Source organism: Enterobacter sp. E1, from assembly GCF_016809815.1.
GTDB classification, from domain to species: domain Bacteria; phylum Pseudomonadota; class Gammaproteobacteria; order Enterobacterales; family Enterobacteriaceae; genus Enterobacter; species Enterobacter adelaidei.
Genome location: NZ_JAFBJM010000007.1, coordinates 118,370 through 142,363, shown reverse-complemented (window position 1 = coordinate 142,363; position 23,994 = coordinate 118,370). Strand labels below are relative to the sequence as shown.

Annotated in this window: 27 protein-coding genes and 1 tRNA gene; 17 read left to right on the top strand and 11 right to left on the bottom strand. The window is 50.4% G+C overall.

Annotation, left to right across the window (positions count from 1 at the left end):
* Positions 1–14: 14 nt before the first annotated feature.
* Complete coding sequence (locus JGF26_RS17515) at positions 15–2,687, bottom strand: DNA methyltransferase (protein WP_134708467.1); 2,673 nt, start codon at positions 2,685–2,687, stop codon at positions 15–17.
* A 301-nt stretch (positions 2,688–2,988) separates the two neighbouring features.
* Between JGF26_RS17515 and JGF26_RS17510 the strand changes: the two genes are divergently transcribed.
* From JGF26_RS17510 to tssD, 3 genes are read left to right on the top strand one after another with little or no spacing between them, the layout of a single operon-like run.
* Positions 2,989–3,447, top strand: coding sequence for an STM2901 family protein (locus JGF26_RS17510; protein ID WP_134708466.1), 459 nt, complete (start codon positions 2,989–2,991; stop codon positions 3,445–3,447).
* Entirely contained in the window at positions 3,441–3,767 is a 327-nt protein-coding gene (locus JGF26_RS17505; protein WP_134708465.1) for a DUF1493 family protein, read from the top strand. The genes JGF26_RS17510 and JGF26_RS17505 overlap by 7 nt, the downstream gene beginning before the upstream one ends.
* Before the next feature lie 21 nt (positions 3,768–3,788).
* Positions 3,789–4,274 (top strand): type VI secretion system tube protein TssD, encoded by a 486-nt coding sequence (tssD, locus tag JGF26_RS17500; RefSeq protein ID WP_134708464.1) that lies wholly within the window; start codon positions 3,789–3,791, stop codon positions 4,272–4,274.
* Positions 4,275–4,458: 184 nt separating this feature from the next.
* Here tssD and JGF26_RS17495 read toward each other — a convergent pair whose 3' ends face one another.
* From JGF26_RS17495 to JGF26_RS17485, 3 genes are all read right to left on the bottom strand, one after another.
* Entirely contained in the window at positions 4,459–5,277 is an 819-nt protein-coding gene (locus tag JGF26_RS17495) for a hypothetical protein (protein ID WP_134708463.1), read from the bottom strand.
* A gap of 166 nt (positions 5,278–5,443) precedes the next feature.
* Complete coding sequence (locus tag JGF26_RS17490; RefSeq protein WP_167587211.1) at positions 5,444–5,587, bottom strand: hypothetical protein; 144 nt, start codon at positions 5,585–5,587, stop codon at positions 5,444–5,446.
* Between the two features lie 225 nt (positions 5,588–5,812).
* Positions 5,813–6,037, bottom strand: coding sequence for a helix-turn-helix domain-containing protein (locus JGF26_RS17485; RefSeq protein WP_134708462.1), 225 nt, complete (start codon positions 6,035–6,037; stop codon positions 5,813–5,815).
* A gap of 166 nt (positions 6,038–6,203) precedes the next feature.
* Here JGF26_RS17485 and JGF26_RS17480 point away from each other — a divergent pair, with 166 nt between their 5' ends.
* Complete coding sequence (locus JGF26_RS17480) at positions 6,204–6,629, top strand: helix-turn-helix domain-containing protein (protein ID WP_134708461.1); 426 nt, start codon at positions 6,204–6,206, stop codon at positions 6,627–6,629.
* Between the two features lie 530 nt (positions 6,630–7,159).
* On the opposite strand, the gene JGF26_RS17475 is transcribed toward JGF26_RS17480, so the two are convergent.
* From JGF26_RS17475 to rraB, 5 genes are all read right to left on the bottom strand, one after another.
* Positions 7,160–8,425 carry an integrase arm-type DNA-binding domain-containing protein gene (locus JGF26_RS17475; RefSeq protein WP_134708459.1) on the bottom strand — a complete coding sequence of 422 codons (1,266 nt, stop codon included), beginning with the start codon at positions 8,423–8,425 and terminating at the stop codon, positions 7,160–7,162.
* A gap of 187 nt (positions 8,426–8,612) precedes the next feature.
* Positions 8,613–8,697, bottom strand: a tRNA-Leu gene (locus tag JGF26_RS17470).
* A gap of 106 nt (positions 8,698–8,803) precedes the next feature.
* Positions 8,804–9,535, bottom strand: coding sequence for a topoisomerase II (locus tag JGF26_RS17465; RefSeq protein ID WP_134708458.1), 732 nt, complete (start codon positions 9,533–9,535; stop codon positions 8,804–8,806).
* Positions 9,536–9,565: 30 nt separating this feature from the next.
* Complete coding sequence (miaE, locus tag JGF26_RS17460) at positions 9,566–10,324, bottom strand: tRNA isopentenyl-2-thiomethyl-A-37 hydroxylase MiaE (RefSeq protein ID WP_134708457.1); 759 nt, start codon at positions 10,322–10,324, stop codon at positions 9,566–9,568.
* 45 nt (positions 10,325–10,369) lie between these two features.
* On the bottom strand, positions 10,370–10,795 hold the full coding sequence (rraB, locus tag JGF26_RS17455) for a ribonuclease E inhibitor RraB (RefSeq protein WP_025759886.1): 426 nt from the start codon (positions 10,793–10,795) through the stop codon (positions 10,370–10,372).
* A 99-nt stretch (positions 10,796–10,894) separates the two neighbouring features.
* On the opposite strand from rraB, the gene JGF26_RS22455 reads away from it, so the two are divergent.
* From JGF26_RS22455 to JGF26_RS17440, 4 genes are all read left to right on the top strand, one after another.
* A complete protein-coding gene (locus tag JGF26_RS22455) occupies positions 10,895–10,990 on the top strand; it encodes a hypothetical protein (RefSeq protein ID WP_213014347.1) in 96 nt (31 codons plus the stop codon).
* The gene (gene argF / locus JGF26_RS17450) at positions 10,960–11,964 is read left to right on the top strand and encodes an ornithine carbamoyltransferase (protein WP_134708456.1); all 1,005 of its coding nucleotides are present in this window, start codon (positions 10,960–10,962) and stop codon (positions 11,962–11,964) included. The genes JGF26_RS22455 and argF (JGF26_RS17450) overlap by 31 nt, the downstream gene beginning before the upstream one ends.
* 260 nt (positions 11,965–12,224) lie before the next feature.
* Entirely contained in the window at positions 12,225–12,587 is a 363-nt protein-coding gene (locus JGF26_RS17445; RefSeq protein WP_028016509.1) for a hypothetical protein, read from the top strand.
* Position 12,588: 1 nt separating this feature from the next.
* Positions 12,589–13,041, top strand: coding sequence for a DUF3828 domain-containing protein (locus JGF26_RS17440; protein ID WP_028016508.1), 453 nt, complete (start codon positions 12,589–12,591; stop codon positions 13,039–13,041).
* Between the two features lie 95 nt (positions 13,042–13,136).
* Here JGF26_RS17440 and JGF26_RS17435 read toward each other — a convergent pair whose 3' ends face one another.
* Positions 13,137–13,589, bottom strand: a complete 453-nt coding sequence (locus JGF26_RS17435; protein ID WP_134708455.1) for a YhcH/YjgK/YiaL family protein — start codon at positions 13,587–13,589, stop codon at positions 13,137–13,139.
* A 675-nt stretch (positions 13,590–14,264) separates the two neighbouring features.
* On the opposite strand from JGF26_RS17435, the gene arcA reads away from it, so the two are divergent.
* The 9 genes from arcA to ridA all read left to right on the top strand — a co-directional run bounded on the left by arcA (position 14,265) and on the right by ridA (position 21,554).
* Positions 14,265–15,485: an arginine deiminase gene (arcA, locus tag JGF26_RS17430; RefSeq protein ID WP_008501384.1), complete on the top strand. Its 1,221-nt coding sequence runs from the start codon at positions 14,265–14,267 to the stop codon at positions 15,483–15,485.
* A gap of 10 nt (positions 15,486–15,495) precedes the next feature.
* Positions 15,496–16,407, top strand: a complete 912-nt coding sequence (gene arcC / locus JGF26_RS17425; protein WP_134708454.1) for a carbamate kinase — start codon at positions 15,496–15,498, stop codon at positions 16,405–16,407.
* 25 nt (positions 16,408–16,432) lie between these two features.
* Positions 16,433–17,437, top strand: a complete 1,005-nt coding sequence (gene argF / locus JGF26_RS17420; protein ID WP_028016505.1) for an ornithine carbamoyltransferase — start codon at positions 16,433–16,435, stop codon at positions 17,435–17,437.
* A 46-nt stretch (positions 17,438–17,483) separates the two neighbouring features.
* A complete protein-coding gene (locus tag JGF26_RS17415; RefSeq protein ID WP_028016504.1) occupies positions 17,484–18,887 on the top strand; it encodes a YfcC family protein in 1,404 nt (467 codons plus the stop codon).
* 80 nt (positions 18,888–18,967) lie between these two features.
* Positions 18,968–19,447: an ArgR family transcriptional regulator gene (locus JGF26_RS17410; RefSeq protein ID WP_028016503.1), complete on the top strand. Its 480-nt coding sequence runs from the start codon at positions 18,968–18,970 to the stop codon at positions 19,445–19,447.
* Positions 19,448–19,547: 100 nt separating this feature from the next.
* The gene (locus tag JGF26_RS17405; protein ID WP_022646880.1) at positions 19,548–19,652 is read left to right on the top strand and encodes a pyrBI operon leader peptide; all 105 of its coding nucleotides are present in this window, start codon (positions 19,548–19,550) and stop codon (positions 19,650–19,652) included.
* 34 nt (positions 19,653–19,686) lie between these two features.
* A complete protein-coding gene (pyrB, locus tag JGF26_RS17400) occupies positions 19,687–20,619 on the top strand; it encodes an aspartate carbamoyltransferase (protein WP_025759900.1) in 933 nt (310 codons plus the stop codon).
* Positions 20,620–20,631: 12 nt separating this feature from the next.
* The gene (pyrI, locus tag JGF26_RS17395) at positions 20,632–21,093 is read left to right on the top strand and encodes an aspartate carbamoyltransferase regulatory subunit (RefSeq protein ID WP_028016502.1); all 462 of its coding nucleotides are present in this window, start codon (positions 20,632–20,634) and stop codon (positions 21,091–21,093) included.
* Positions 21,094–21,167: 74 nt separating this feature from the next.
* A complete protein-coding gene (ridA, locus tag JGF26_RS17390; protein ID WP_014068687.1) occupies positions 21,168–21,554 on the top strand; it encodes a 2-iminobutanoate/2-iminopropanoate deaminase in 387 nt (128 codons plus the stop codon).
* Positions 21,555–21,603: 49 nt separating this feature from the next.
* On the opposite strand, the gene JGF26_RS17385 is transcribed toward ridA, so the two are convergent.
* A complete protein-coding gene (locus tag JGF26_RS17385; RefSeq protein WP_134708453.1) occupies positions 21,604–23,988 on the bottom strand; it encodes a family 20 glycosylhydrolase in 2,385 nt (794 codons plus the stop codon).
* Positions 23,989–23,994 lie beyond the last annotated feature (6 nt).

Here is a 23,994-nt window from a genome sequence, read left to right as displayed (position 1 = left end):
GGCAGAGCTAACTCTTATGCTTTAGTCAGCGATTCATAGCGCTCTAACAGGCAACTCAAACGCTCAGTAGCGTCCTTGAATGGTTTGTCGCGGTAGAGACGGTCAACGGCCTTATCCAGTGCCTGATGAGCCTCCAGCAGGTCCATAGGCATCTTTAACGGGTCATACAACTCAGCTAGAGTATTTTCTGGGTAATTTTCCCGAGTCAGTAACACTGTTTTTGCCAATACAATAAGCGACTTACGCTGCGTATCAGTGACATTCGGCCAAGGGAAGGTGTTGTAAACCACTTTTGCAGAATAGCGATAATCACTTTTTAAACGCCCTGCGACCAGTCTCATCCAGTCGTTGTGCATTAGTGAAGTCAGGATGGCAAATTCGTATAAAGTGCCATTCGGGAGAATAAAGTTCAGGTTGGTTGAAATGACATCAGCTTCAAAAAAACCAATAGGGACATACATGCGCCGTTCTGATGATACGCTGGGTATCAGAATGTAATTATCGGGGTTATTTAAATCCCTAAATTGATGTGGTCGCTCAGCGAGTTTTTGGGTTCCTTTGTCGGGACTTTGTCTCCGCTTTTCAGCTACTTTTTTTACACGACTACAAACCAGTGGCATAGATTGAAGCTCAGCATCAGTGATGTTCACCAACCACAGACAATAGCGCTCTTTGCCATTGAGAAATTCATCAGCACCCAATACCTTTTTAATCCAACGGGCAGCCTGTGGTTCTTGTTTTAGCAGGACATCGCGCTCAGCCCTATTCATTAGCAAATAACCACCATCATTTGGCATATTGCCAAATAGCAAAGATGAGACACCATCAGATATTGGCTTTGTTGTCAGTGCAGCAACAACATTTCCACCTTCCAATAGATAGGGGCTGATATTACTTACCAGCTTACTGTGCCACTTGCCATCGACTTGCTGGAAGAGTTGACGTACTTTGCTTTGTCCGGATAAGCCAATAATCACCACATGCACTGCTGCCTTATCACGGGCATTATTGGCCCACGTAAAGGTTGGATATGCCATATGAATATTCAGCCCAAGTGCAAATATGGGAGGCCAAAGAGTGGCAACCTGTTCCCCTTGGCAAAGTGAGTTGGTCGCAACCAGCGCCAACTCTGCCCGGCTGTTCTGGATATATTGGGCCCCTTTCCAGAACCAACAAGCGACAAAATCCAGACCACCTAATGTTTTGAAACCGGTAAACACTGCCTGCATATCATCGCGCTGAGCATTTGAACGGCCTACCCTACCTAAAAATGGCGGATTACCAATGACATAAACTTCATCATCAGCGCCCTTTGGACACACTGTTTGCCAATCCGTTTGCAGACTGTTGCCACTCCAAATTTTACCGGATGAACGTAACGGTAGTGCTGGTGGTGCTGAACCAATATCTTCTTCCCACTGTTTATTTAGCTGATGCTCAGCAAGCCAGAGGGATAGGCGCGCTATCTCACAAGCAAAATCATCAATCTCAATGCCATAGAACTGGTCAAGATGGATACCACTCATAAAGATCGATTGTGGGTCACGCTGCAATAGTGTCCGGATTACATCCATTTCCAAAAGACGCAGTTCTTTATAGGCAACAATCAAGAAATTCCCTGAGCCACATGCAGGATCGAAAATCTTCATCTCCCCCAGCCTGAGGAGTAACCGCTTAAGACCATTAGTATTTGTGCGTTGTTTTTCCAGCTCTGAACGCAATGGTTCAAGAAATAGTGGTTGTATGACCTTCATGATGTTGCTGTATGAAGTGTAATGCTGGCCTAAACGACTACGCTGCTCAACATCAATCACGGCCTGGAACATACTGCCAAAGATGTCAGGGTTAATCGCACTCCAGTCCATTGCACCGCATTCAAGTAAAATACGCCTGCCCTTCAACCCCAACTCTGGAACAGGCTCATCACTGGCGAATAAGCCACCATTGACATAAGGGAATGCAGTTAAATGAATGGGAAGTGACAGGCGTAATTTGCTATTCGGTTTGCTGTTCATCACGGCAAACAGGTCTGTCAGAAGCTGATCTAAATCACTGCCATCTTCGACGGTGTAGCTCTTAACTGCCGAAGTGAACTGACCTTTTTCGAAGATTCCAGTATCCTCGGCAAAAAAGCAAAACAACAAGCGAGTAAGGAAGACATTAAGTGCATGAATATCTTCTGCTTTGCTTAAATCATTACGCTCCTTGATAAGATCAAACAGCTTTCCCATCTTCTCTGCGGCTTTCACATCAGCCGGGTTTTCGCTATTAAGAATAGCCTTCTCCAGCCCGACCAGCGGTAAGAAAAAACCGTAGTTGCGTGGTAACTCTTTAAACTCAATATCGAGACGCTCCTTCGTCAGTGTGTCCCAGGCTAAAAAGCGAACAAAATTTGTCATTAGAACAAAGCGGATCTTATTCTTTGCAACAGCCGTATCGGCAATACGTTGCTCAAAAGCAGATTCGATATCATCGCTATCAGTCACTGGCTGATAATAGAGCTTATTTTTTAACCCAACGTGTCCTGGCTCTTTCGCAACATTACGCGCCCCCCCTTGCCGAATCTGACTCAGGGTCGCTTTAGGGAACTCAAAGGCGGTTAAAAAGCCGTAGATAAATTCGTTTTGCTCAGTATTTTCAACAAGTTGTTCAAGATTCTCAAGAATCTTCGCCTGATTAACAGCCATTGTTATTCCTTAAAAACCACAGTATCCGCAAAGGATGATGTACTCATTCTACCCGAAGAGAATTTTATCAAGTAGTTCCAATGCGTTACCTCGGTTGTATCAAAAAATAAAACATCAGCTCCTCTTGAGGAGTAACAGGCACCAATCCAGCCACTTAACGTATGCTTTCACGACAGCATCATCTATGTTCTGACATAATTTTAATTATTTTTGTTACATTAAATCAGCAAGTTAAGATAGATGGATTGATAAGCGACCATTATGATGGTAATTCACTCATAAAAAACAAGGGATTGAAGAAGTGGATACGGTAGAGGAACTTAATGGAACATACTTCTACGCAGGAAGATCAAACCTTACCGCTGCTGGGCTTCTTTTCATGATTTTTTGTGAAACCACAGCAGAGCATTTTGGTATTGATGATGTTGGAGCTTTAGTGGGTCTTCTTGCAGGAATGAATGACCAGACCACACGAACAAAGCCACGTGATGCCGTTGAAGGTACTTCAAAGTTATCAAAGGGAATAAGAAAGGTTTTCGGAAATAAGATGTTTCCCTTTGGTATTAAGCTACCAACCTGGATCGGTGGCTACACACCGTGGACAGTAAAGCGGCGGATGGTCAGAAAGATTGGTACTTTCGTTGGTCGGACGATCCCCCTTGTAGGTGAGGTAATTTTACTTGCCGATGTGTCAAAAATCACCTACTGCTCTATACGCGATTACAACCTCATAGCTCGGGGCAACGATAAGATATGGTAGAAGACATTGCACAACGTGTCATTGACCTGGTTACTCGTCATAGCGGCGTGTATATGTTTAGAAAAAAGAAATATGACACATACACTGCTGAATCAAATATTCACTTTGATGTACGACTTGATGTTGATGACGCAGAAGAGTTAATGGATGAATTTTTCACAGTGTTTAACACTGACAAGGGAAACTTTAAACTTGAAACTTATTACCCTGACGTGCCGCTATCCTGGAATCCATTTAAAAAACAAATAATTGATATTCCTGATTTTACCGTGGGTATGTTAATTGAATCGGCAAAAGCCGGGAAATGGTTGTACGACTAATTGCAAGCAAGGAGCTTTAAAATGGCTGTACCTGTACATTTATTTTTGACTGATGACGGTGGTGCAATGATTCGTGGTTCTTCCGATGTAAAAGATCGAGAAGGAAGCATAGAGCTACGAGGGTTGTACCACAGTTTAAACATCCCTACTGACCCGATGACAGGGAAAGTTACCGGCACACGTCAACATTCGCCTTTCCAGTTTACCAAAGAACTCGATTGCTCTTCCCCATATCTTTTTAAAGCTGCGGCCACCGGGCAGACGCTCAAATCCGCAGAGTTCAGATTTTATCATATTAATGATGCAGGGCAAGAGGTCGAATATTACCGAATTACTCTGGAAAATGTGAAAGTTATTTCCGTCAGTCCTGTAATGCATGATACGCGAGGATGCCCCGGAACGGGCCACATGGAAGAAGTAGCCCTGAACTACGAAAAAATCACACATTTATATAAGGATGGCAATTTGTTAGCTCATGATGCATGGAACGAACGCCCTACGGCATAATTTGATGGGGGAGTAACAGCCCCCGATATTATCCTTTGATTCATAATAGTCATCATTATTTGAATGTAATTGCAATGCTATATTCTTTGAAAAGTAATAATTCCTTCCTGACTTTTCATCTAAAAATAAAAATCACATGGTTTAATACCACTCTCATGAGAGTGGTATTAAAATTAAAAATCTATTATTGATTAGGCGTAAATGTCCAGTCACCCTGATTAGTTTTAACAATGATTTCGATAACATTGCAAGAAGTTATCATAGATATTGATTGCAGAATATATTTATATCTTTGTGTTTTCCCAAACAATAATTTATAAGGATTCTTTGGATTATTGATAGTGCTTGCGCAATGTCCTCTATTAACCATTACATTATTAACAACTAAATTATCCATTGTTGCTGTTACATCAACTGTACGAAAAGTTGTTCCATATGAATCTTGAGATTCACCGATTTGGACCTGCACTGGTGACTGTGAAGGGGGTTGACTTGGTTGTTGGTTCTGTGTCTCTTGTTGTTGATCTTGAGAAGAGGAAGGGCTATTTGATGGAGGCGATGTATCTTCAGGCATGAAGTCTAAAACGTTATCATCAGGATCATGTTTGATTTGGTTACTGGCAGCAGTATAGCCAGTTTCATCATGCTCTATATTGCCTGTACACTTCTTATTCATCAGAAGCTTTTTACCTTGATATACTGCTAATCCTTGAGTTCGTCCATCCCTGTCATAGACGACATAGGAATAATCACCACGAGCAAACCTAAAATATTGATATGACCATGATGGGCCAAGATAGGTGCCATAGCTGGCACTTTTATTATCCAGAGTTAAATCAGATTTCGTAGCATCGATCTTACCATAATCATAAGCAAGGCCAAGCTGATTACTTGAGTCTATACTCACGTTATGTTTATTACTAAGATCACAGCTAAAAATAGTGCCTGCACTGGCTGCACCTGTAAACGCAAGGCATACAAGTAGTGATATTAATTTATTCATAATATATCCTTAAGGGGGGGGGATATCCATGCATATTTAGCGTTGTGCAATAGCTATGAATACAATTTTATTTATTGTCATTACGATATTCTGATGATGCATATAACGACCAATGAATTATCTGATGTTTATAAAATTCTTTAAAGCATTTATAATTAAAACTTTACTATTTAGTAGCAAACAATAGAATCATTGCTAATATAGGGTCTAATACAACACCAAGAATAAACCACAAAATGAATGAACTTCCTTTACCTTTTCCTAGCATACCAACTATTACCGCACCTATTAACCATATTAATAAGATCATGACAATTCCTTTTTATGAAGATTGATTGTAAACCAAATAATTTTTCACTACTTAATGTCATTATTTGGAAATCAACGAGATTTAGATGTTAAATAAAATAACAGTACCTACAATGATCAGAATGGCAAACACAGCCATACCTGTGAAATAAAATTTAGCTAATTTTTTCAGCACAATTTATCCTTAGATAAGTAATTCACACACGTCATAATTATTCCTCCTTATTTATCTTGAATAGCGATCAGGCCAGATTTCGCATGGTTCTATATTTAATGCCTCTGCAATAATTCTCTCTCCTTTTGGATAAGGACGAATAAGGGCATTCTTTAATGTATGAGGGCTTAATCCTGCCTGTACAGATAGTCCTTTGATCGTTAAACCTTTTTTGTGCAAAGCTGCCACAATATCAATACGGTGCCAGTTTTTAGGTTTCACTTCATTTTCAATCATAACTTCATTATCCTAATGAGTTAGCTCAAGGAGTTAACCTCATTGGTTACTCCATAAATTGATTATACGACCCAAATGAATCCATTCATAGTTACAAAGTGGATCATTTTGGGTCTTTTTATGACGTAAATCAGTCTATAGAGAACGCAAAGGAGATTAACTGCGAATGACAAAAACTTCAGAGCTAACAAATCGGCTACTGTCACTGATTGGAAGCCGTTCAAAACGCGAAGCTGCGCGGGTTTGGGGTATAAACTACTCAACACTAAAAAACCTGCTTACCCGAGGCTCTACGCCTAAAGCTGATCTTCTGGCCCAGATCGCTCATCATGAGAACGTAAGTATTGGCTGGTTAATATCTGGAGAAGGGATGGACCCAAAAATATCCACTGATAGGGAGCACGACATTCCTGAATATACTGAACAGCCGCATTTTGCCCACAAAGCAACCATTCAACCTTCCGACCTCACCGCACAACAGCAATCATGGTTGATGATCCTTGATGCTTTAGAGCCTGATGAGGTGCAAAAACTACTCAGATATTTCCATCGCAAAGGCATAGACCAAATACTGGCTGATTCTGAAAAATAGCAAGGAAGAGTGATCCCTATGAGATCCTCCCTTCAAACTGGCCCCCACAAACATCACAGCAATATGTATTGAATAAATGGTCATCAACGGCTTCACCAGCTAGCCCTCCAATAACCGCGCCACTGCCCACCCCTATCAGTAAGCCTAATACACCACCTGCTATCGTACCGATCCCTGGCAATATTGCAGAGCCAATAGCTACCCCAGCCTCAACCCCTTCTCTGCTACTGATAACCCCTGTGATCCCTCCAGCAACAGCGCCAACACCACAGCCAATTTTCTTGCCAATATCACTACGCTGAACTCTTGTAGACCCACAGTCAGGACACTTCATAACTTTCTCCTTGATTTAGATATAAAAAAAGCCCTTCTGCGTGAACAGAAGGGCCTGTTATTGATAATACATAGTTAGTTTTTAAACCGGACTTACTGTTATCGAAATGATTTCTGTACTACTTACACTCGGCTATCAGCGGATGAGAAATCGAAAACGGATAAACCCATATAATTTACGCCCCATCGAATGTGCTTCATGCAGGTGATGATGCTTGCAACTTAGCGTAATCAAATGGGGTAATCTTCCTGACTCGTAGTGCATCTAGGTAATCAGCCCACCATTGCAACATCAACTTACGCTCATCCAGGTGCTCGGCCTTATGGATGTAAGCAGCGCGAACAGAGTTTCGTTCCATATGGCTCATCTGCCGTTCGACTGCATCTCTGGACCACAGTCCAGACTCGATCAATGAACTACAGGCCATTGTGCGAAAGCCATGCCCGCATACGTCAACTTTAGTGTCGTAACCCATTACACGTAACGCCTTGTTGACTGTATTTTCACTCATCGGCTTGCTGGGATCATGATCACCAATAAAAATTAATTCACGATTCCCACTGATTTTCTGTATCTTTTCAAGTATCGCTAATGCCTGTTCACTTAGTGGTACAAGATGAGGCGTACGCATTTTTGAACCTCGATGAGAATGCTTAACGTTTTCTATCGGTGTTCTTTCTGCCGGGATTGTCCACATAGCCGTTTCAAAATCGATTTCAGACCAGCGGGCAAAACGCAGCTCACTTGAACGAATGAAGATCAATAGTGTTAGCTCTACAGCAAGCTTTGTTAAATCCCTTCCTTTATAACTATCAATACGCTGAAGTAGATCTGGGATGTCTTTTAGCTCCAGAGCTGGACGGTGAGCCCGGTTACCTGATGCGATAGCCCCTGCCATGTCCTGCGCTGGATTGTAATCAATAATACCGTTCTGCACTGCGTAGCGCATAATGGCAGTGGATCGTTGTTGTAGGCGTGAAGCGACTTCAAGCCGCCCTGAAGCTTCCACTGCTTTGATAGGAGCAAGTAAATCACGAGTTTTTAGTTCGGCAATGTTTCGCTTACCTATAGAAGAGAAGAGATTGTCTTCCAGACTCTTGAGCACACGATCACTGTGAGATTCAGACCAGTTAATATTGGATTTATGCCAGTCCCTCGCCACACTTTCGAAAGTAACCGATTCGGTTCGCTCTACTTTGTCTGCCTTCTTCTTTTCGCCAGGATCGATACCATCAACAATCAACTTTCTGGCCGTATCACGACGTTGACGTGCTTCTGCTAACGACACTTCGGGGTAGATCCCAAGTGCGAGCATTTTCTGCTTACCACCAAAACGGTACTGCAATCGCCAATACTTAGAGCCATTAGGATGTACTAACAAGTGCATCCCATGACCGTCAGTTAACTTCACCTGTTTATCGGTAGGTTTAATTGTCCTGATTCTTGTATCTGTTAGTGCCATTGGTCACCCCCTATTTGTTGGTACAAATAATATCGAACCGAGAATACCAACGCATGTACCAACATTTATCGGTTGCTGTGGGTTGAAGTCGGTTGACCTTGAGAGACTTAAAATAGCGAGAAAGGCGGGTAAGTGCTGGATTTTAGGCATAAAAAAAGACCTCAGTTGAGGTCCATTTACATACTGTTGGTGCCGAAGGCCGGACTCGAACCGGCACGTATTTCTACGGTTGATTTTGAATCAACTGCGTCTACCGATTTCGCCACTTCGGCACTGAAGGGGATGCGGAAACGTTGTGGATTATACCTGTCGCGCGCCGCCATGCAAGCGGCGACGCGCTAAACCCGCGCTAAGTGCCCAAAAAACCAGCGCCCTTCATCAATCCAGCTCCGAAACCGCCAGCCGAATCACCCTTGCCGCCTTCTGCTCCGGCAGCGCCAGCACCTTCGCCCACATCTCCTGCACCATATCGCAGGAGAGCTTCTCTTTACCCACCGCCTTCTCAGGCATCTCCAGCAGCTGGATGTCCTCGCCGTACTTATCGGCAAGTTCCTTCATAATAGGCCGCACATCCTCGACTGCCGCCTCGCGTTCGGCCGGGGTCACGGTGTGGCTGTTTTTGCCGTAGGCTGCGCGCATCATGTCGGCGTCGGCCTGCATACGGCGGGCCATCATCTGTTGATCCAGCACGCGCATCGGGTTGACGCCGCCTTTCACCGCCGGGTACAGGAAGCGGAAACAGGCGTCGTCACTCACCTTCTGGATGGCGGCAGTCTGCTCCATGTTGACCTTCATATATTCCACCACGTTGGCGTCCGGGGCATGCTGCAGGCGTGACATCTGCAGGGTCAAAATCTGCGGCTGGATGACGTCGATAATGTGCTGTTCAGACTCGCCCGCTTTCTGCATGGTGAGGATCTGCTCGCGAATGCGTTTCTGGAACGCGGGTTCTTGTTCTTTGATGACCTGCCAGGCGGGCATCGTGTTGAGGGTGGTATCAAGCTGCTGTTCCGGGGTGCGCTGCATACGCTGTTTGTCGAAGTACACCCAGAACGCCACGGCGGCGGCCGCGATGACGACAATGACAATACGGGTCCACGTTTTATTCATCTCGCATCCTTATCCTTTAGCTATGCCGGTTTACACCGGCACGCCACTGTGGAAGCGAAACTCGTTGTCCGGTGTCGAGATAAGTGTGGCTTCAATTTCGCCAAAAAGCTTTATACGCGGTGAGATATCGTTATCGCTCACCTGCTGGGCCAGCGTCAGGTAGTCCTGATAATGGCGCGCTTCCGAGCGCAGCAGCGAGAGGTAGAACTTCTGCAAATCATCGTCGAGGAACGGGGCCAGCGCGGCGAAGCGCTCGCAGGAGCGGGCTTCGATGTACGCGCCGCAGATAAGCTTGTCGATCAGCGTCAGCGGTTCGTGAGTGCGTACTTCTTTCAGCATTCCTTTGGCGTAGCGGCTGGCGGTAATTTTGACGTACGGAATGTCGCGTGCCAGCATCGCCTCGCGCACCTGCCAGAAGTGGTGCAGCTCTTCTTTAATCAGCAACACCATGCTGTCGATAAGCGCCTGGCCCCACGGGTCGTCAGTTTTGGGCATCACGCTTTTGCCAATCTGCTTGTGCAGGGCGATGAAGTCCGGCTCCGGGCCGTCGCGGAAGGTGAATTGTTCGTAGGGTTTGAGCCAGTCGAGCAGCGCGTCGGCACCGCTTTCGTCGGCGACGTATTTACGCACCAGCAGCAGCGCGGTCTGGGCGGCCTTGAGCTCGCACACCATGTGGTCGGTGAGCAGCAGCGGCAGGTTCGCCGGGTCGCGGGCTTGATCAATCCATGCTTGCGGGGTCGGGCACTGGAGGAAGTTGAGTACGGGGGCGAGTATCTGCGGGTAATCCATGTTTAAACCTTGAAAGCGGCAGCATGCACTGCCGCTTGAACGCTATTAGTGACGCACGCCGTCGTCGTCTTCGTCGATATAATCTTCGTCGTCGCCTTCTTCGCCGTCTTCACCGTTCGGATCTTCGAAGTAGGTTCCCCAGCCGTCGTATTCCACGTCGAACTTCTCGGCCAGGTTCATCAGCTGTTCTACCTGCGCGTCGATCAGCTCCGCCTTCAGCGCGCCTTCGCTCAGGATGTCGCAGCAGATGACGGTGTCGCCCTCTTCCACTTCCAGCTCTTCCGGCTCGGTCACTTCGTAACCCAGTTTGAAGGCTTCCACCGCCATTTTTTCCAGCGCGTCGAAATCATCCGCAGAGAAATGGTGCTCGATGGTGTACAGCGCGTCCGGATCGCTACCGTCTTCCAGCAGCTCTTCAATAATCAGACGCGTCTCTTCGCGTTGCTCTTCCAGGTGTTCCGGGTTTGCCATGGCTCAATCCTCTTTAAAGTGCGGCAGATACTTCTATTTTCACACACGGACGTGTTTGCCTCCACCTTTGTGAGAAAGATTTGTTAAACGGGGTTGCAAATGAATAATTACACATATAAAGTGAATTTTAATTCAATAAGTGGCGTTCGCCATGTGAGGATAAAATGTCTGATTTGTACAAGAAACACTTTCTGAAATTGCTCGACTTTACCCCTGCACAGTTCACTTCTCTGCTGACTCTTGCCGCACAACTCAAAGCCGATAAAAAAAATGGCAAGGAAGTACAAAAGCTTACCGGTAAAAACATCGCGCTCATCTTCGAAAAAGACTCAACCCGTACACGATGCTCTTTCGAAGTTGCCGCATTTGACCAGGGCGCGCGCGTCACGTATTTAGGGCCGAGCGGCAGCCAGATTGGGCATAAAGAATCAATTAAAGATACCGCACGCGTGCTCGGACGGATGTACGACGGCATTCAGTATCGTGGTCACGGTCAGGAAGTGGTTGAAACCCTGGCACAGTATGCGGGCGTGCCGGTGTGGAACGGGCTGACCAACGAGTTCCACCCGACGCAGCTGCTGGCGGACCTGCTGACCATGCAGGAGCACCTGCCGGGCAAAGCGTTTAACGAGATGACGCTGGTTTATGCAGGAGATGCGCGCAACAACATGGGCAACTCGATGCTCGAAGCCGCGGCGCTGACCGGGTTGGATCTGCGTCTGGTGGCCCCAAAAGCCTGCTGGCCGGAAGAGAGCCTGGTGGCAGAGTGCAGCGCGCTGGCCGCGAAGAACGGCGGGAAAGTCACCCTGACGGAAGATGTGGCGGCGGGCGTGAAGGGCGCGGACTTTATCTACACCGACGTATGGGTGTCGATGGGCGAAGCCAAAGAGAAGTGGGCGGAGCGTATTGCGTTGCTGCGGAGCTATCAGGTTAATAGCCAGATGATGGCGCTGACCGGCAACCCGAACGTGAAGTTCCTGCACTGTCTGCCGGCGTTCCATGACGACCAGACTACGCTCGGCAAACAGATGGCGAAAGAGTTCGACCTGCACGGCGGGATGGAAGTGACGGACGAGGTGTTTGAGTCGTCGGCGAGCATCGTGTTCGACCAGGCAGAAAACCGGATGCATACGATTAAGGCGGTGATGGTGGCGACGCTTGGGGAGTGATCCTCTCTCTCACTTTGAAATGGTGATTATCTGCTGAATTAATTTTCAGCAGATAATCATTTCCAGTCTATTGGCATAAAAATTTATTTTCCTGACACTTCCCAGAGATACACATCAACCATAATATGTATTTATGATTTTATTAGCCATTATTTATTGGATAGATAATGGTTAATATTAACTCATTATCTATTACAAAACATTGTATATTAAAGGCGTAATATTTCCTTATTGCTGCATTTCGTTAATAAGGATTATTTATGTCATGGAATAAGCACGAAGCTGTGTCATATGCCCGCAGCCACTCACATCATAAAAGTACCGGTTACTGCGCTCGCGCCGTTGCTGCTGCTATCCGTGCCGGAGGATTGAAGATTGATGGCGCTGATGCAAAAAACTTCTGGCGATCACTTGAGAAGGCAGGATTCAGTAAGGTGTACGGCACCCCTATTGAAGGTGATGTTGCAGTCATTGACGCATTACCTGGTGCGCATCAGAACGGGCATGCATGTATCTACGACGGATCGGGTACCTGGTATTCAGACTTTAAACAGAACAGCCTTTATCCCGGTCCGACATATCGGAAGATACAGCCAAAAATCACCCTTTACAGGCACTACTGATATGAAAAATATCTTACCGCTTCTCTTCATATTTTCTTTCTCTGCGATGGCTGGTCATTCTGATCCGATTGAGCGTGCGGTTAAATTTAACAGCTGGTACGTTAATCAAATCAACAAAGATGCATTTCCGATCACTGATGGAAACGAAATAGATAAATATGTCACAGCATCAACAATGAAAAAACTCCGTCACGCGCAGGATCCTCGCTATGCAGACGAAGAGTTTTACGAGGCAGATATATTTTTAAAAGCGCAATACGTCGGCGATGACTGGCCGCAGAATGTAACAGCCATAGCTGGGGATACCGATCCAGTCTGTGTCAACGTATACATTGCATTCGGTAAAAAGCAGGACCACGTAGTCATAGACTGCATGGTTAAAGAAAACAACTTATGGAAGGTACAGTCGGTTTCAAATGCGGATTTTTCAAGAAATCTGGCTACCACGAAATGAGCCAAACGACGTACTGACAATAATACTGATTCGGTACGATCTTCTTGCCGGGTGGCGCTGCGCTTACCCGGCGTACAAAACCCTGGGTGAGGGTCTTACTCCACCAGAATCTTCACAACGACTTTACGCACCTTAGCAGGTGCCCCCACCGCGCACAGCGGTTTATGCACTTCGCCCGGCCAGAACACCACAAAATCCCCTTCGCTCAGCACCACCGTTTTCTCCTGCTCACCTTCCGGCAGAAACGCGATGTCTTTATCCGCCAGCCAGTCTGTGTCCGGTGTGCCGTGCGGCAGAGTACTGAAGGTCATCCCTTCTTGCCCCTTCATCACGATCTGAATATCCAGATAGCGCGCGTGGTACTCGGCGCGGCGCTCGGCGAACGGCTGGGTCATGTCTTCCGAGAGCAGATAAAACAGGTTGTTACCGTCGATATCGTGCTTGCCCAGCGGAGTGGCGTCGGTGACGTGGGCTTTAACGTGCTCAATGGCCTGGCGCAATTCGTCAGGGAGCCAGGATTGCAGATGGTGGATGTTGCCGATAATCATAAACAAACCCTCAATATAAAACATCGTTTCACTTTCATCTTTTATACGAGAATTCTCACTGCCATACCACCGCTTTCACGACAGGTTTTGCGCCAGCGCATGTTTATCGGGAAATGTGTTAATTTGCTGTTAAGCCCTCTCAGGCATTTATGCAGTCGTTATGCATAACCTCAGATTTTCGTTGTCTCGCCCTATAGCTAACTCACTGATCGTATGGCGTTAACAACAAAACTCTCTCCGGGCTCACACTTTATCATTTTGATAATTTGCTATTAAATCCCATAATTATTTATTGATTTTCATTAAGTTGAAAATAGTTAATTGCAAATATTGCATAGCCATTCCATTAATGATTTTTATTCATTTAAAATCAACTAGATAACAAAACATCTCAAATTATTAAATTCCACAAAATAATAACAACTCCAAATAACCCCAGCGTATCCTGCTTAGCTATTCACCCGACAATTATATCCAATTAATCATTATCTGATGCGAATCATGCAAATGAAAACAAACCGCTTAATATCCGGTTTCACGTGAGCAATATCACAATACGGATTATTTAACCGCCTAGTATGAACCTCGAAATCAATTGAGCTTAGCCGCCATGGAAATAATTACATCACATGGCGCATGCCCTTTTTATTCTGAAAAACAGTTAAAGGAATAATTATGGAAAAGCATTATGTCGGTTCTGAAATTGGTCAATTGCGTAGCGTTATGCTGCACCGTCCAAATTTAAGTCTGAAACGTTTAACGCCGTCGAACTGTCAGGAATTACTCTTCGATGATGTGCTCTCGGTTGAACGGGCGGGTGAAGAGCATGATATTTTCGCAAACACACTGCGCGAGCAGGGTGTGGAAGTCCTGCTGTTGACCGACCTTCTCACTCAAACGCTTGATATTGCAGAAGCAAAAGCCTGGCTTCTCGAAACCCAAATCTCTGACTACCGCCTCGGGCCAACCTTTGCAGGTGATGTGCGCGGCTGGCTGGCGGATATGCCGCACCGTGAACTGGCGCGCCGGTTAAGCGGCGGATTAACCTACGGTGAAATTCCGGCAGCCATTAAAAATATGGTGGTGGATACCCACACGGCGAATGATTTTATTATGAAGCCGCTGCCTAACCATTTATTTACCCGCGATACTTCCTGCTGGATTTATAACGGCGTGTCCATTAACCCAATGGCCAAACCGGCTCGCCAGCGTGAAACCAATAACCTGCGGGCCATATATCGCTGGCATCCTGCGTTTGCCGACGGTGATTTTATTAAATATTTCGGCGACGAGAATATTAATTACGATCACGCGACATTAGAAGGTGGTGACGTATTAGTGATTGGACGCGGCGCGGTATTAATCGGCATGTCAGAGCGCACAACGCCACAGGGTGTGGAATTCCTTGCTAATAGCCTGTTCAAACACCGCCAGGCCGAGCGCGTGATCGCCGTTGAATTGCCAAAACACCGCTCCTGCATGCACCTCGACACCGTGATGACCCACATCGACGTGGACACCTTCTCCGTCTACCCGGAAGTGGTGCGCAAAGATGCCCAGTGCTGGACGCTCACCCCGGACGGACGCGGCGGTCTGCTGCGTACTCAGGAAACCGACCTGCTCCACGCCATCGAAAAAGCCCTCGGCATTAACCAGGTGCGCCTGATCACCACCGGCGGCGATGCCTTTGAGGCCGAACGTGAACAGTGGAACGACGCCAATAATGTTCTGACCATCCGCCCGGGCGTGGTGATTGGCTACGAGCGCAACGTCTGGACCAACGAGAAATACGACAAAGCGGGCATCACCGTGCTGCCGATCCCAGGTGACGAACTCGGACGTGGTCGCGGCGGCGCGCGCTGCATGAGCTGCCCACTGGAACGTGACGGAATTTAAAGGAGTCATCATGGAACGAAAACTCACTCTGGTTGTGGCGCTTGGCGGTAACGCGTTACTGAAACGCGGCGAACCGCTGGAAGCGGAGATCCAGCGCCAGAACATCGAGCAGGCCGCCCGCACCATCGCCGGGCTGACGGAGCAGTGGCGCGTGGTGCTGGTGCACGGCAACGGCCCGCAGGTCGGGCTACTGGCGCTGCAGAACAGCGCCTATGACAAAGTCACGCCCTACCCGCTGGACGTTCTCGGCGCCGAAAGTCAGGGGATGATCGGCTACATGCTCCAGCAGGCGCTGAAAAACAATCTTCCTCAGCGCGAAGTGAGCGTGCTGCTCACCCAGGTAGAGGTGGATGCCGCCGACCCAGCGTTCCGCAACCCGACCAAATATATCGGCCCGGTTTACAGCGAAGCTCAGGCGAAAACGCTGGCCGCGGAAAAAGGCTGGGTGTTTAAGGCCGACGGCAGCTACTTCCGCCGCGTCGTTCCCTCCCCGCAACCCAAACGCATCGTCGAGAGCGACGCGATTACGGCGCTTATCCAGCGCGATCACCTGGTGATCTGCAACGGCGGCGGCGGGGTTCCGGTGGTGGAAAACGCCAACGGCTATCACGGCATTGAGGCGGTGATCGACAAAGACCTCTCTGCCGCGCTGCTGGCGCGCCAGATCGAAGCCGATGCCCTGCTGATCCTGACCGATGCCGACGCGGTGTATCTCGACTGGGGCAAACCGACCCAGCGTCCGCTGGCACAGGTAACACCGGAACTGCTCAGAGGCATGCAGTTCGACGCCGGATCGATGGGACCAAAAGTGGCCGCCTGCCGCGAGTTTGTTGAAACCTGCAACGGGATTGCCGGGATCGGCGCGCTGGCTGACGGCGCGGAGATCCTCGCGGGCGAGAAAGGCACGTTGATTCGCAACTAATTCAAATTTCAAAAAGGATTTACCCATGACCATCAACCTGAAAAACCGCAACTTCCTGAAACTGCTGGACTATACCCCGGCAGAAATCCAGTTCCTGATCGACCTTGCCATCGAACTCAAGGCCGCCAAAAAAGCCGGACGTGAAAAGCAAACCCTGGTCGGGAAAAACATCGCCCTGATCTTTGAAAAAACCTCCACCCGCACCCGCTGTGCCTTTGAAGTCGGCGCGTTTGACCAGGGCGCACAGGTCACTTATCTCGGCCCAAGCGGATCGCAGATCGGCCATAAAGAGTCGATGAAAGACACCGCCCGCGTGCTGGGCCGCATGTACGACGGCATTGAGTATCGCGGCTACGGCCAGGCGATTGTCGAGGAGCTGGGCGAGTACGCTGGCGTACCGGTGTGGAACGGTCTGACCGACGAGTTTCACCCGACCCAAATCCTCGCTGACCTGATGACCATGCTGGAGCATGCGCCAGGGAAAACCCTGCCGGAGCTGAGCTTTGCCTATCTGGGTGACGCGCGGAACAACATGGGCAACTCTCTGATGGTTGGCGCGGCCAAGATGGGGATGGATATCCGCCTCGTGGCACCGAAATCTTTCTGGCCGGAGGCGGGGCTGGTTGAGCAGTGCCGCGCCATCGCCAAAGAGACTGGCGCGCGCATCACCCTCACCGACGACGTGGAAGAAGGCGTTCAGGGGACCGATTTCCTCTACACCGACGTGTGGGTCTCCATGGGCGAGCCGAAAGAGGCATGGGCCGAGCGCGTCAGTCTGATGAAGCCTTACCAGATTAACGCTCAGGTGATGAAAGCCACTGGCAACCCGAACGTCAAGTTCATGCACTGCCTGCCGGCGTTCCACAACGAGCACACCAAAGTGGGCCGTGAAATTGAGATGGCTTACGGCCTGAAAGGGCTTGAGGTGACGGAAGAGGTCTTTGAATCACCGAACTCTATCGTCTTTGACGAAGCAGAAAACCGCATGCACACCATTAAAGCGGTCATGGTGGCGACACTCGGCGACTAATCACCGCCCGGCGCGCCACGGGGTGCGCCGGGTTCAGGAGAACATCATGGGCAAGTTCAAGTTTCCCTCCGCTTACACCATTCTCTTTTTTCTGATTGCCGTTGTGGCGGCGCTGAGCTGGGTTGTTCCGGCCGGTCAGTACCAGATGGCGATGAATGAAACCCTTGGCAAAGAAGTCCCGATTGCCGGAACGTACGCGCACGTGGCGGCGCACCCGCAGGGGCTGGTTTCCGTCCTGATGGCCCCCATCGCCGGGCTGTACGATCCCGTTTCCGGTCAGGCCGGGGCGATCGACGTGGCGCTGTTTATCCTGATCATCGGGGGATTCCTCGGGATCGTCACCAAAACCGGGGCGATTGACGCCGGGATCGAACGTGTGACGACCCGCCTGCGCGGACGCGAAGAGTGGATGATCCCGATCCTGATGGCGTTGTTTGCCGCAGGCGGCACGATCTACGGCATGGCCGAAGAGTCACTGCCTTTCTATACCTTGCTGGTGCCCGTCATGCTGGCCGCCCGTTTTGATCCGGTGGTTGCCGCCTCTACCGTGCTGCTCGGGGCAGGGATCGGCACGCTCGGTTCCACCATTAACCCGTTTGCCACGGTGATCGCCGCCAACGCCGCCGGGATCCCCTTCACCCACGGTATTGCCCTGCGCGTGGCGCTGCTGGTGATCGGCTGGGTCATCTGCGTGGCATGGGTGATGCGCTACGCCCGTAAGGTTCGTCAGGATCCGTCTCTCTCTATCGTCGCAGACAAACAGGAAGAGAACCGCGCCCATTTCCTCGGCAACAAGGGTGAACAATCGCTGGAATTTACCCCGGTGCGCAAAATCATTCTGGTGATCTTCGCCCTCGCCTTCGCGGTGATGATCTACGGTGTGGCGGTGCTGGGGTGGTGGATGGCAGAGATCTCGGCGGTGTTTCTCGCCAGCGCCATCATCGTGGGGCTTATCGCCCGCATGAGCGAAGAGGAGCTGACGTCGACGTTTATCAACGGTGCGCGAGATTTGCTGGGTGTCGCGCTGATTATCGGCATTGCGCGCGGTATCGTAGTCATCATGGATAAGGGCATGATTACCCACACCATTTTGCACAGCGCGGAAGGTCTGGTCAGCGGGTTGTCCACGGTGGCGTTTATCAACGTGATGTACTGGCTGGAAGTTGTTCTGTCGTTTCTTGTGCCTTCTTCATCCGGCCTGGCCGTACTGACGATGCCGATCATGGCACCGCTAGCCGATTTCGCTAACGTCAACCGCGACCTGGTAGTTACGGCTTACCAGTCGGCCTCCGGCATCGTTAACCTGGTCACGCCAACCTCAGCGGTGGTGATGGGCGGGCTGGCTATCGCCCGTGTGCCTTACGTGCGCTACCTGAAATGGGTTGCGCCGCTGCTGGCGATCCTGACGGTGGTGATTATGGTGGCGCTAAGCCTGGGTGCCTTGTTGTGATTTGCCGGATGGCGCTGCGCTTATCCGGCTTACGGATCGGTGCAGTGCCACCGGTTATTTCAGGAACTAATATGGGAAACATGATGGATTACGAAGCGTACTCTCCCAAAGAACAACTGCAGCTAACGGTGTGCCAGCGTCTGATCGCCGAAAAGAGCTATCTTTCACAGGAAGAAATTCGCCGCGATTTGCAGGAGAGAGGGTTTGACAGCATCAGCCAGTCGACCGTTTCGCGTCTGCTGAAATTGCTCGGCGTCATAAAAATTCGAAATGCCAAAGGGCTAAAGATTTATTCGTTGAATCCCCAGCTGCGCCCTGCCCCCGATGCCGCGCGTACCGTTTCTGAAATGGTGGTGAGCGTGGAGCACAATAGCGAGTTTATCCTCATTCATACTGTCGCCGGATATGGCCGCGCGGTGGCGCGTATTCTGGATTACCACCAGTTACCGGAAATTTTAGGCGTGGTGGCTGGCAGCAGTATCGTCTGGGTCGCTCCCAGGGTGGTGAAGCGTACCGCGCTGGTGCATAAGCAAATTAATTATTTACTCAGAACGAATTAATATTCACAAAGAACCGTTTGCATTGAGTAAAGCGTGCATTAAATCGCTTGATCCGAAAATCGGGGTGCGTATAATGCCCGACAATTTGCCGGGAGGAAGCATGGTCAAGCGTGTACGACATAACGTCTTACCGCGTCTGAAATCAGACGCTGGCCTGCCGTTTTTCTTCCCGTTGCTAAACCTATTCCCAGAGCCCCTCATTTGAGGGGCTTTTTTTTGCCCGGCGTCAGGAGATAAACATGAATCCGCTTTATCAAAAACACATCATTTCCATAAACGACCTCAGCCGCGAAGAGCTGGAACTGGTTCTGGAAACCGCGGCAAAACTGAAAGCTAATCCGCAACCGGAGCTGCTGAAGCACAAGGTGATTGCGAGCTGCTTCTTCGAAGCCTCTACCCGTACGCGCCTCTCCTTTGAAACGTCCATGCACCGCCTGGGGGCAAGCGTGGTCGGCTTCTCTGACAGCAGCAACACGTCGCTGGGTAAAAAAGGCGAAACGCTGGCGGATACCATTTCAGTTATCAGTACTTACGTAGACGCGATTGTCATGCGCCATCCGCAAGAAGGGGCGGCGCGTCTGGCGACCGAGTTTTCCGGTGGCATTCCGGTGCTGAACGCCGGTGACGGTGCCAACCAGCACCCGACGCAGACCCTGCTGGATCTGTTCACCATTCAGGAAACCCAGGGCACGCTTGAAAACCTGAACATCGCGATGGTCGGCGACCTGAAATATGGCCGTACCGTCCACTCGCTGACCCAGGCGCTGGCGAAGTTTAACGGCAACCGTTTCTTCTTCATCGCCCCGGACGCGCTGGCGATGCCGCAGTACATTCTCGACATGCTGGACGAGAAAGGCATTCAGTGGAGCCTGCATGCGAGCATCGAAGAGGTGATGAGCCACGTCGATATTCTGTATATGACCCGCGTGCAGAAAGAGCGTCTGGATCCGTCCGAATACGCCAACGTGAAGGCGCAGTTCGTGCTGCGCGCCAGCGACCTTGAGGGCGCGCGCGACAACATGAAGGTGCTGCACCCGCTGCCGCGTATTGATGAAATCACCACCGACGTGGATAAAACGCCGCACGCCTGGTATTTCCAGCAGGCCGGGAACGGCATTTTCGCTCGCCAGGCGTTACTGGCACTGGTTCTGAATCGCGAATTGGCTCTGTAAGGGGAAACGACAATGACACACGATAACAAACTCCAGGTTGAAGCCATCAAGCGTGGCACCGTGATTGACCACATCCCTGCACAGGTAGGCTTTAAGCTGCTGACGCTGTTCAAACTGACCGAAACCGACCAGCGCATCACCATCGGCCTGAACCTGCCGTCGGGCGAAATGGGTCGTAAGGATCTGATCAAGATTGAGAACACCTTCCTGACTGACGAGCAGGTGAACCAGCTGTCCCTGTATGCGCCGGACGCCACCGTCAACCGCATCGACGAATATGAAGTGGTCGGCAAATCCCGTCCGAGCCTGCCGGAGCGCATCGAAAGCGTGCTGGTCTGCCCGAACAGCAACTGCATCAGTCATGCTGAGCCGGTTTCTTCCAGTTTTGCAGTGAAAAAACGCGCTGATGACATCGCACTCAAATGCAAATACTGCGAAAAAGAGTTTTCTCATTATGTGGTGCTGGCCAACTAATTGAGGTTGGTAAAGGATCCCGGCCTCCCTATAATGGCCGGGAACATTTAATCAGCTGTTATTCTGGAGAAATCATGACCAAAGTACTCGCGACGGAAAATGCACCAGCGGCTATCGGCCCATACGTTCAGGGCGTTGATCTGGGTAGCATGATTATTACCTCTGGCCAGATCCCGGTGAACCCGAAAACCGGCGCTGTGCCGGAAGACGTGGCGGCACAGGCGCGTCAGTCGCTGGAGAACGTGCAGGCAATTGTGGAATCTGCCGGTCTGAAAGTTGGCGATATCGTGAAAACCACCGTTTTCGTGAAAGATCTTAACGATTTCGCGACCGTTAACGCCACTTACGAAGCCTTCTTCACCGAGCACAACGCGACATTCCCGGCGCGCTCCTGCGTGGAAGTTGCACGTCTGCCAAAAGACGTGAAAATCGAAATTGAAGCGATTGCCGTTCGTCGCTAATTCGCTTTTGCGATAAAAAAGGCAGCCTGGCTGCCTTTTTTGTTGCCCGCTATTGATTGCGCGTCGCGCGCAGCAGCGTCTCCAGCGGATAAACCGCCGCAATCACCACTTCATCCTGAACTTTCGCCGCGTTATCCAGCTCGCGTTGAATCGACGCGATCTCTTTATCATCCAGCGTCCCCTGACGGGCCACCAGATCCGTCAACCTCAGACCAATGGAGGCAAGCTTGTCCACCTCCTGGATAACCGGTTTTATCGCCTTCAGCTGGTAGCTATTTTCGCTTAATGCCAGCGCATCGCTGGTGTTGCTCTGCCAGCGGTTGAAGACGTGACGCAGCGCGTCAGCACTTTCCGTGTCTTCTGCATCGCTGACCAGACGGTCAGCCCATTTGTTCATCTGGCGCACGGTGGAACTTTCGGCGTTCAGCGCATCGGCGAACCGGTTAAGCGGCTCAAACTGATGATAGTTTCCGGCCTGGAACTTCAGATGCTGACGCGTGTAATACTGTGCCGGCTCTACCGCCTGGGCGAGGATTTGCAGCGGCAAGGTGTCGGCATTGTTCGCCAGCCGCGTGAACTGCACCTGCTGCTGGGTATGCTGCTGCAACCCGACCGATACCGTCGACCAGCTGTCCATTGCCTGCAGACGGGTATACATGTTGTCGACATCGTTGACGTCCTGCGCGGACCACAGCCGCTCCGCCACTGCAAAAGTACGCGGCCACAGGCGGATATCCAGCACCGGCGCCACCACGTTTTCCGCCCACAGCGCGGCTTCACCGCCGAGCAGGTTGGCCTGATTCGCTACGTCCGGCACGACAGGTGGAATGCCTTTCGGCACGTCGTCCAGACGCGTGCCGCTAATCGGGTAGCGCGTATTCCCCACGAGGAAATAGCCGCTCAGCTTATCGTTTTCAACGGAGACAACCGGCCGCGTTTCGCCCATCCAGGTATCGACGGTAAACGTCACCTGGCTGTCATCACGCCATTCAATATCCTGCACCGCGCGGCGGGATTTCCCGGCGAAATCAATAAACCCACGCCAGCCAGATTCCCCTTTCACCAGGGTGAAGCTCCCTTCTACCGGTTTACCTTTCAGACGCGGCATGGAGAAGGCCCAGCTCTGGACGCTGTCGGTGTCGGCAATCACATCCACACCGTTTAATCCCTGTGGGACGATTTCATTGCGATAGTGATAGGCCGTGGACTGAGGCTGGTCGAGATAGAAGCCCGTCGAGAGAATACCTTTGTAGCCGCTTTGTGCCACCTGCCCCAGCGCGTCCTGCCCCTGCCAGGACTGGATCAGAATGCTTTTTGGCAGATCCGGGTGGTAGATCTCGTCCCAGCCGACCATCTGGCGGTGATGTTTTTCAAGGATCGTTTCCAGCTTGCGGTTGAAATACGCCTGCAATGCGTGGCTGTCCGCCAGTTTGTGGTCGCGCATAAACTGTTGAATGGTCGGGTTCGCTTTCCACTGGCTGTCATCCACCTCATCACCACCGATATGCAGATACGGATCGGGGAAGATCGCTGCCAGTTCGCTGACCATCGCATCAGCAAAGGCATAGGTTGCGTCTTTAGTGGGATCCAGTACCGGCTTGAGCACGCCCCAGTTACGCTCCATTTTGTATGGCCCCGGCGCACTCATCAGTTCCGGGTAAGCCACGGCAATGGCCGACGCGTGGCCCGGCATGTCGATCTCTGGCACCACGCGAATACCGCGCTCGGTCGCATAGCGAACGACCTCACGCATCTGCTCAGGCGTGTAAAACAGCCCGTCGCTGGCAAGCTGAGTGAGCTTTGGATAGCGCGTCGAGCTGAAGCGCCAGCCCTGATCGTCGGTCAGATGCCAGTGCAATACGTTAAGTTTTGCGGCAGCCATACCGTCGATCTGGCGCTTGATATCCGGCAGCGGAACAAAGTGACGCGCCGAATCGAGCAGCAGCCCGCGCCACGGGAAGCGTGGCGAATCTTCAATGGCAACCCACGGCAGCGAGGTGTTTTCCGCGCCGTTCTGCATCAGCTGGAGCAGGGTTTCCATGGCGCGCAATGCGCCGAAACGGGTGTTGGCGGAGATATCGACGCCGCTGGCATCCACCGTGAGCTTATAGCTTTCGTCGCTGTCCGGCAGTGGTTGTGGCTTGACCTTTCTGGCGATGGCAATGCGGATAGTCGGTTTTTCCGGCTTTTCAGCCTGCGGCTGGAGCGTCCAGCCCGTTTGCAGAGCGATGCGCTGGCGAAGGCGGTTGACGGCGTCACCGAGATCGTCCCCGCTGACGCTAATGGAAACGTTGTTGCTGAGCACCAGCGTGCCCTGGGTTGTCGGGCGTTCGACCTTTGCAGGCCAGGGCATCAGGGGGAGATCGCCTGCCGGGGCGGCAAACGCAGAGAAGCCGAGCATCAGCCCGGCGGTTAAGAGACTGTACCGTAACATGAATGT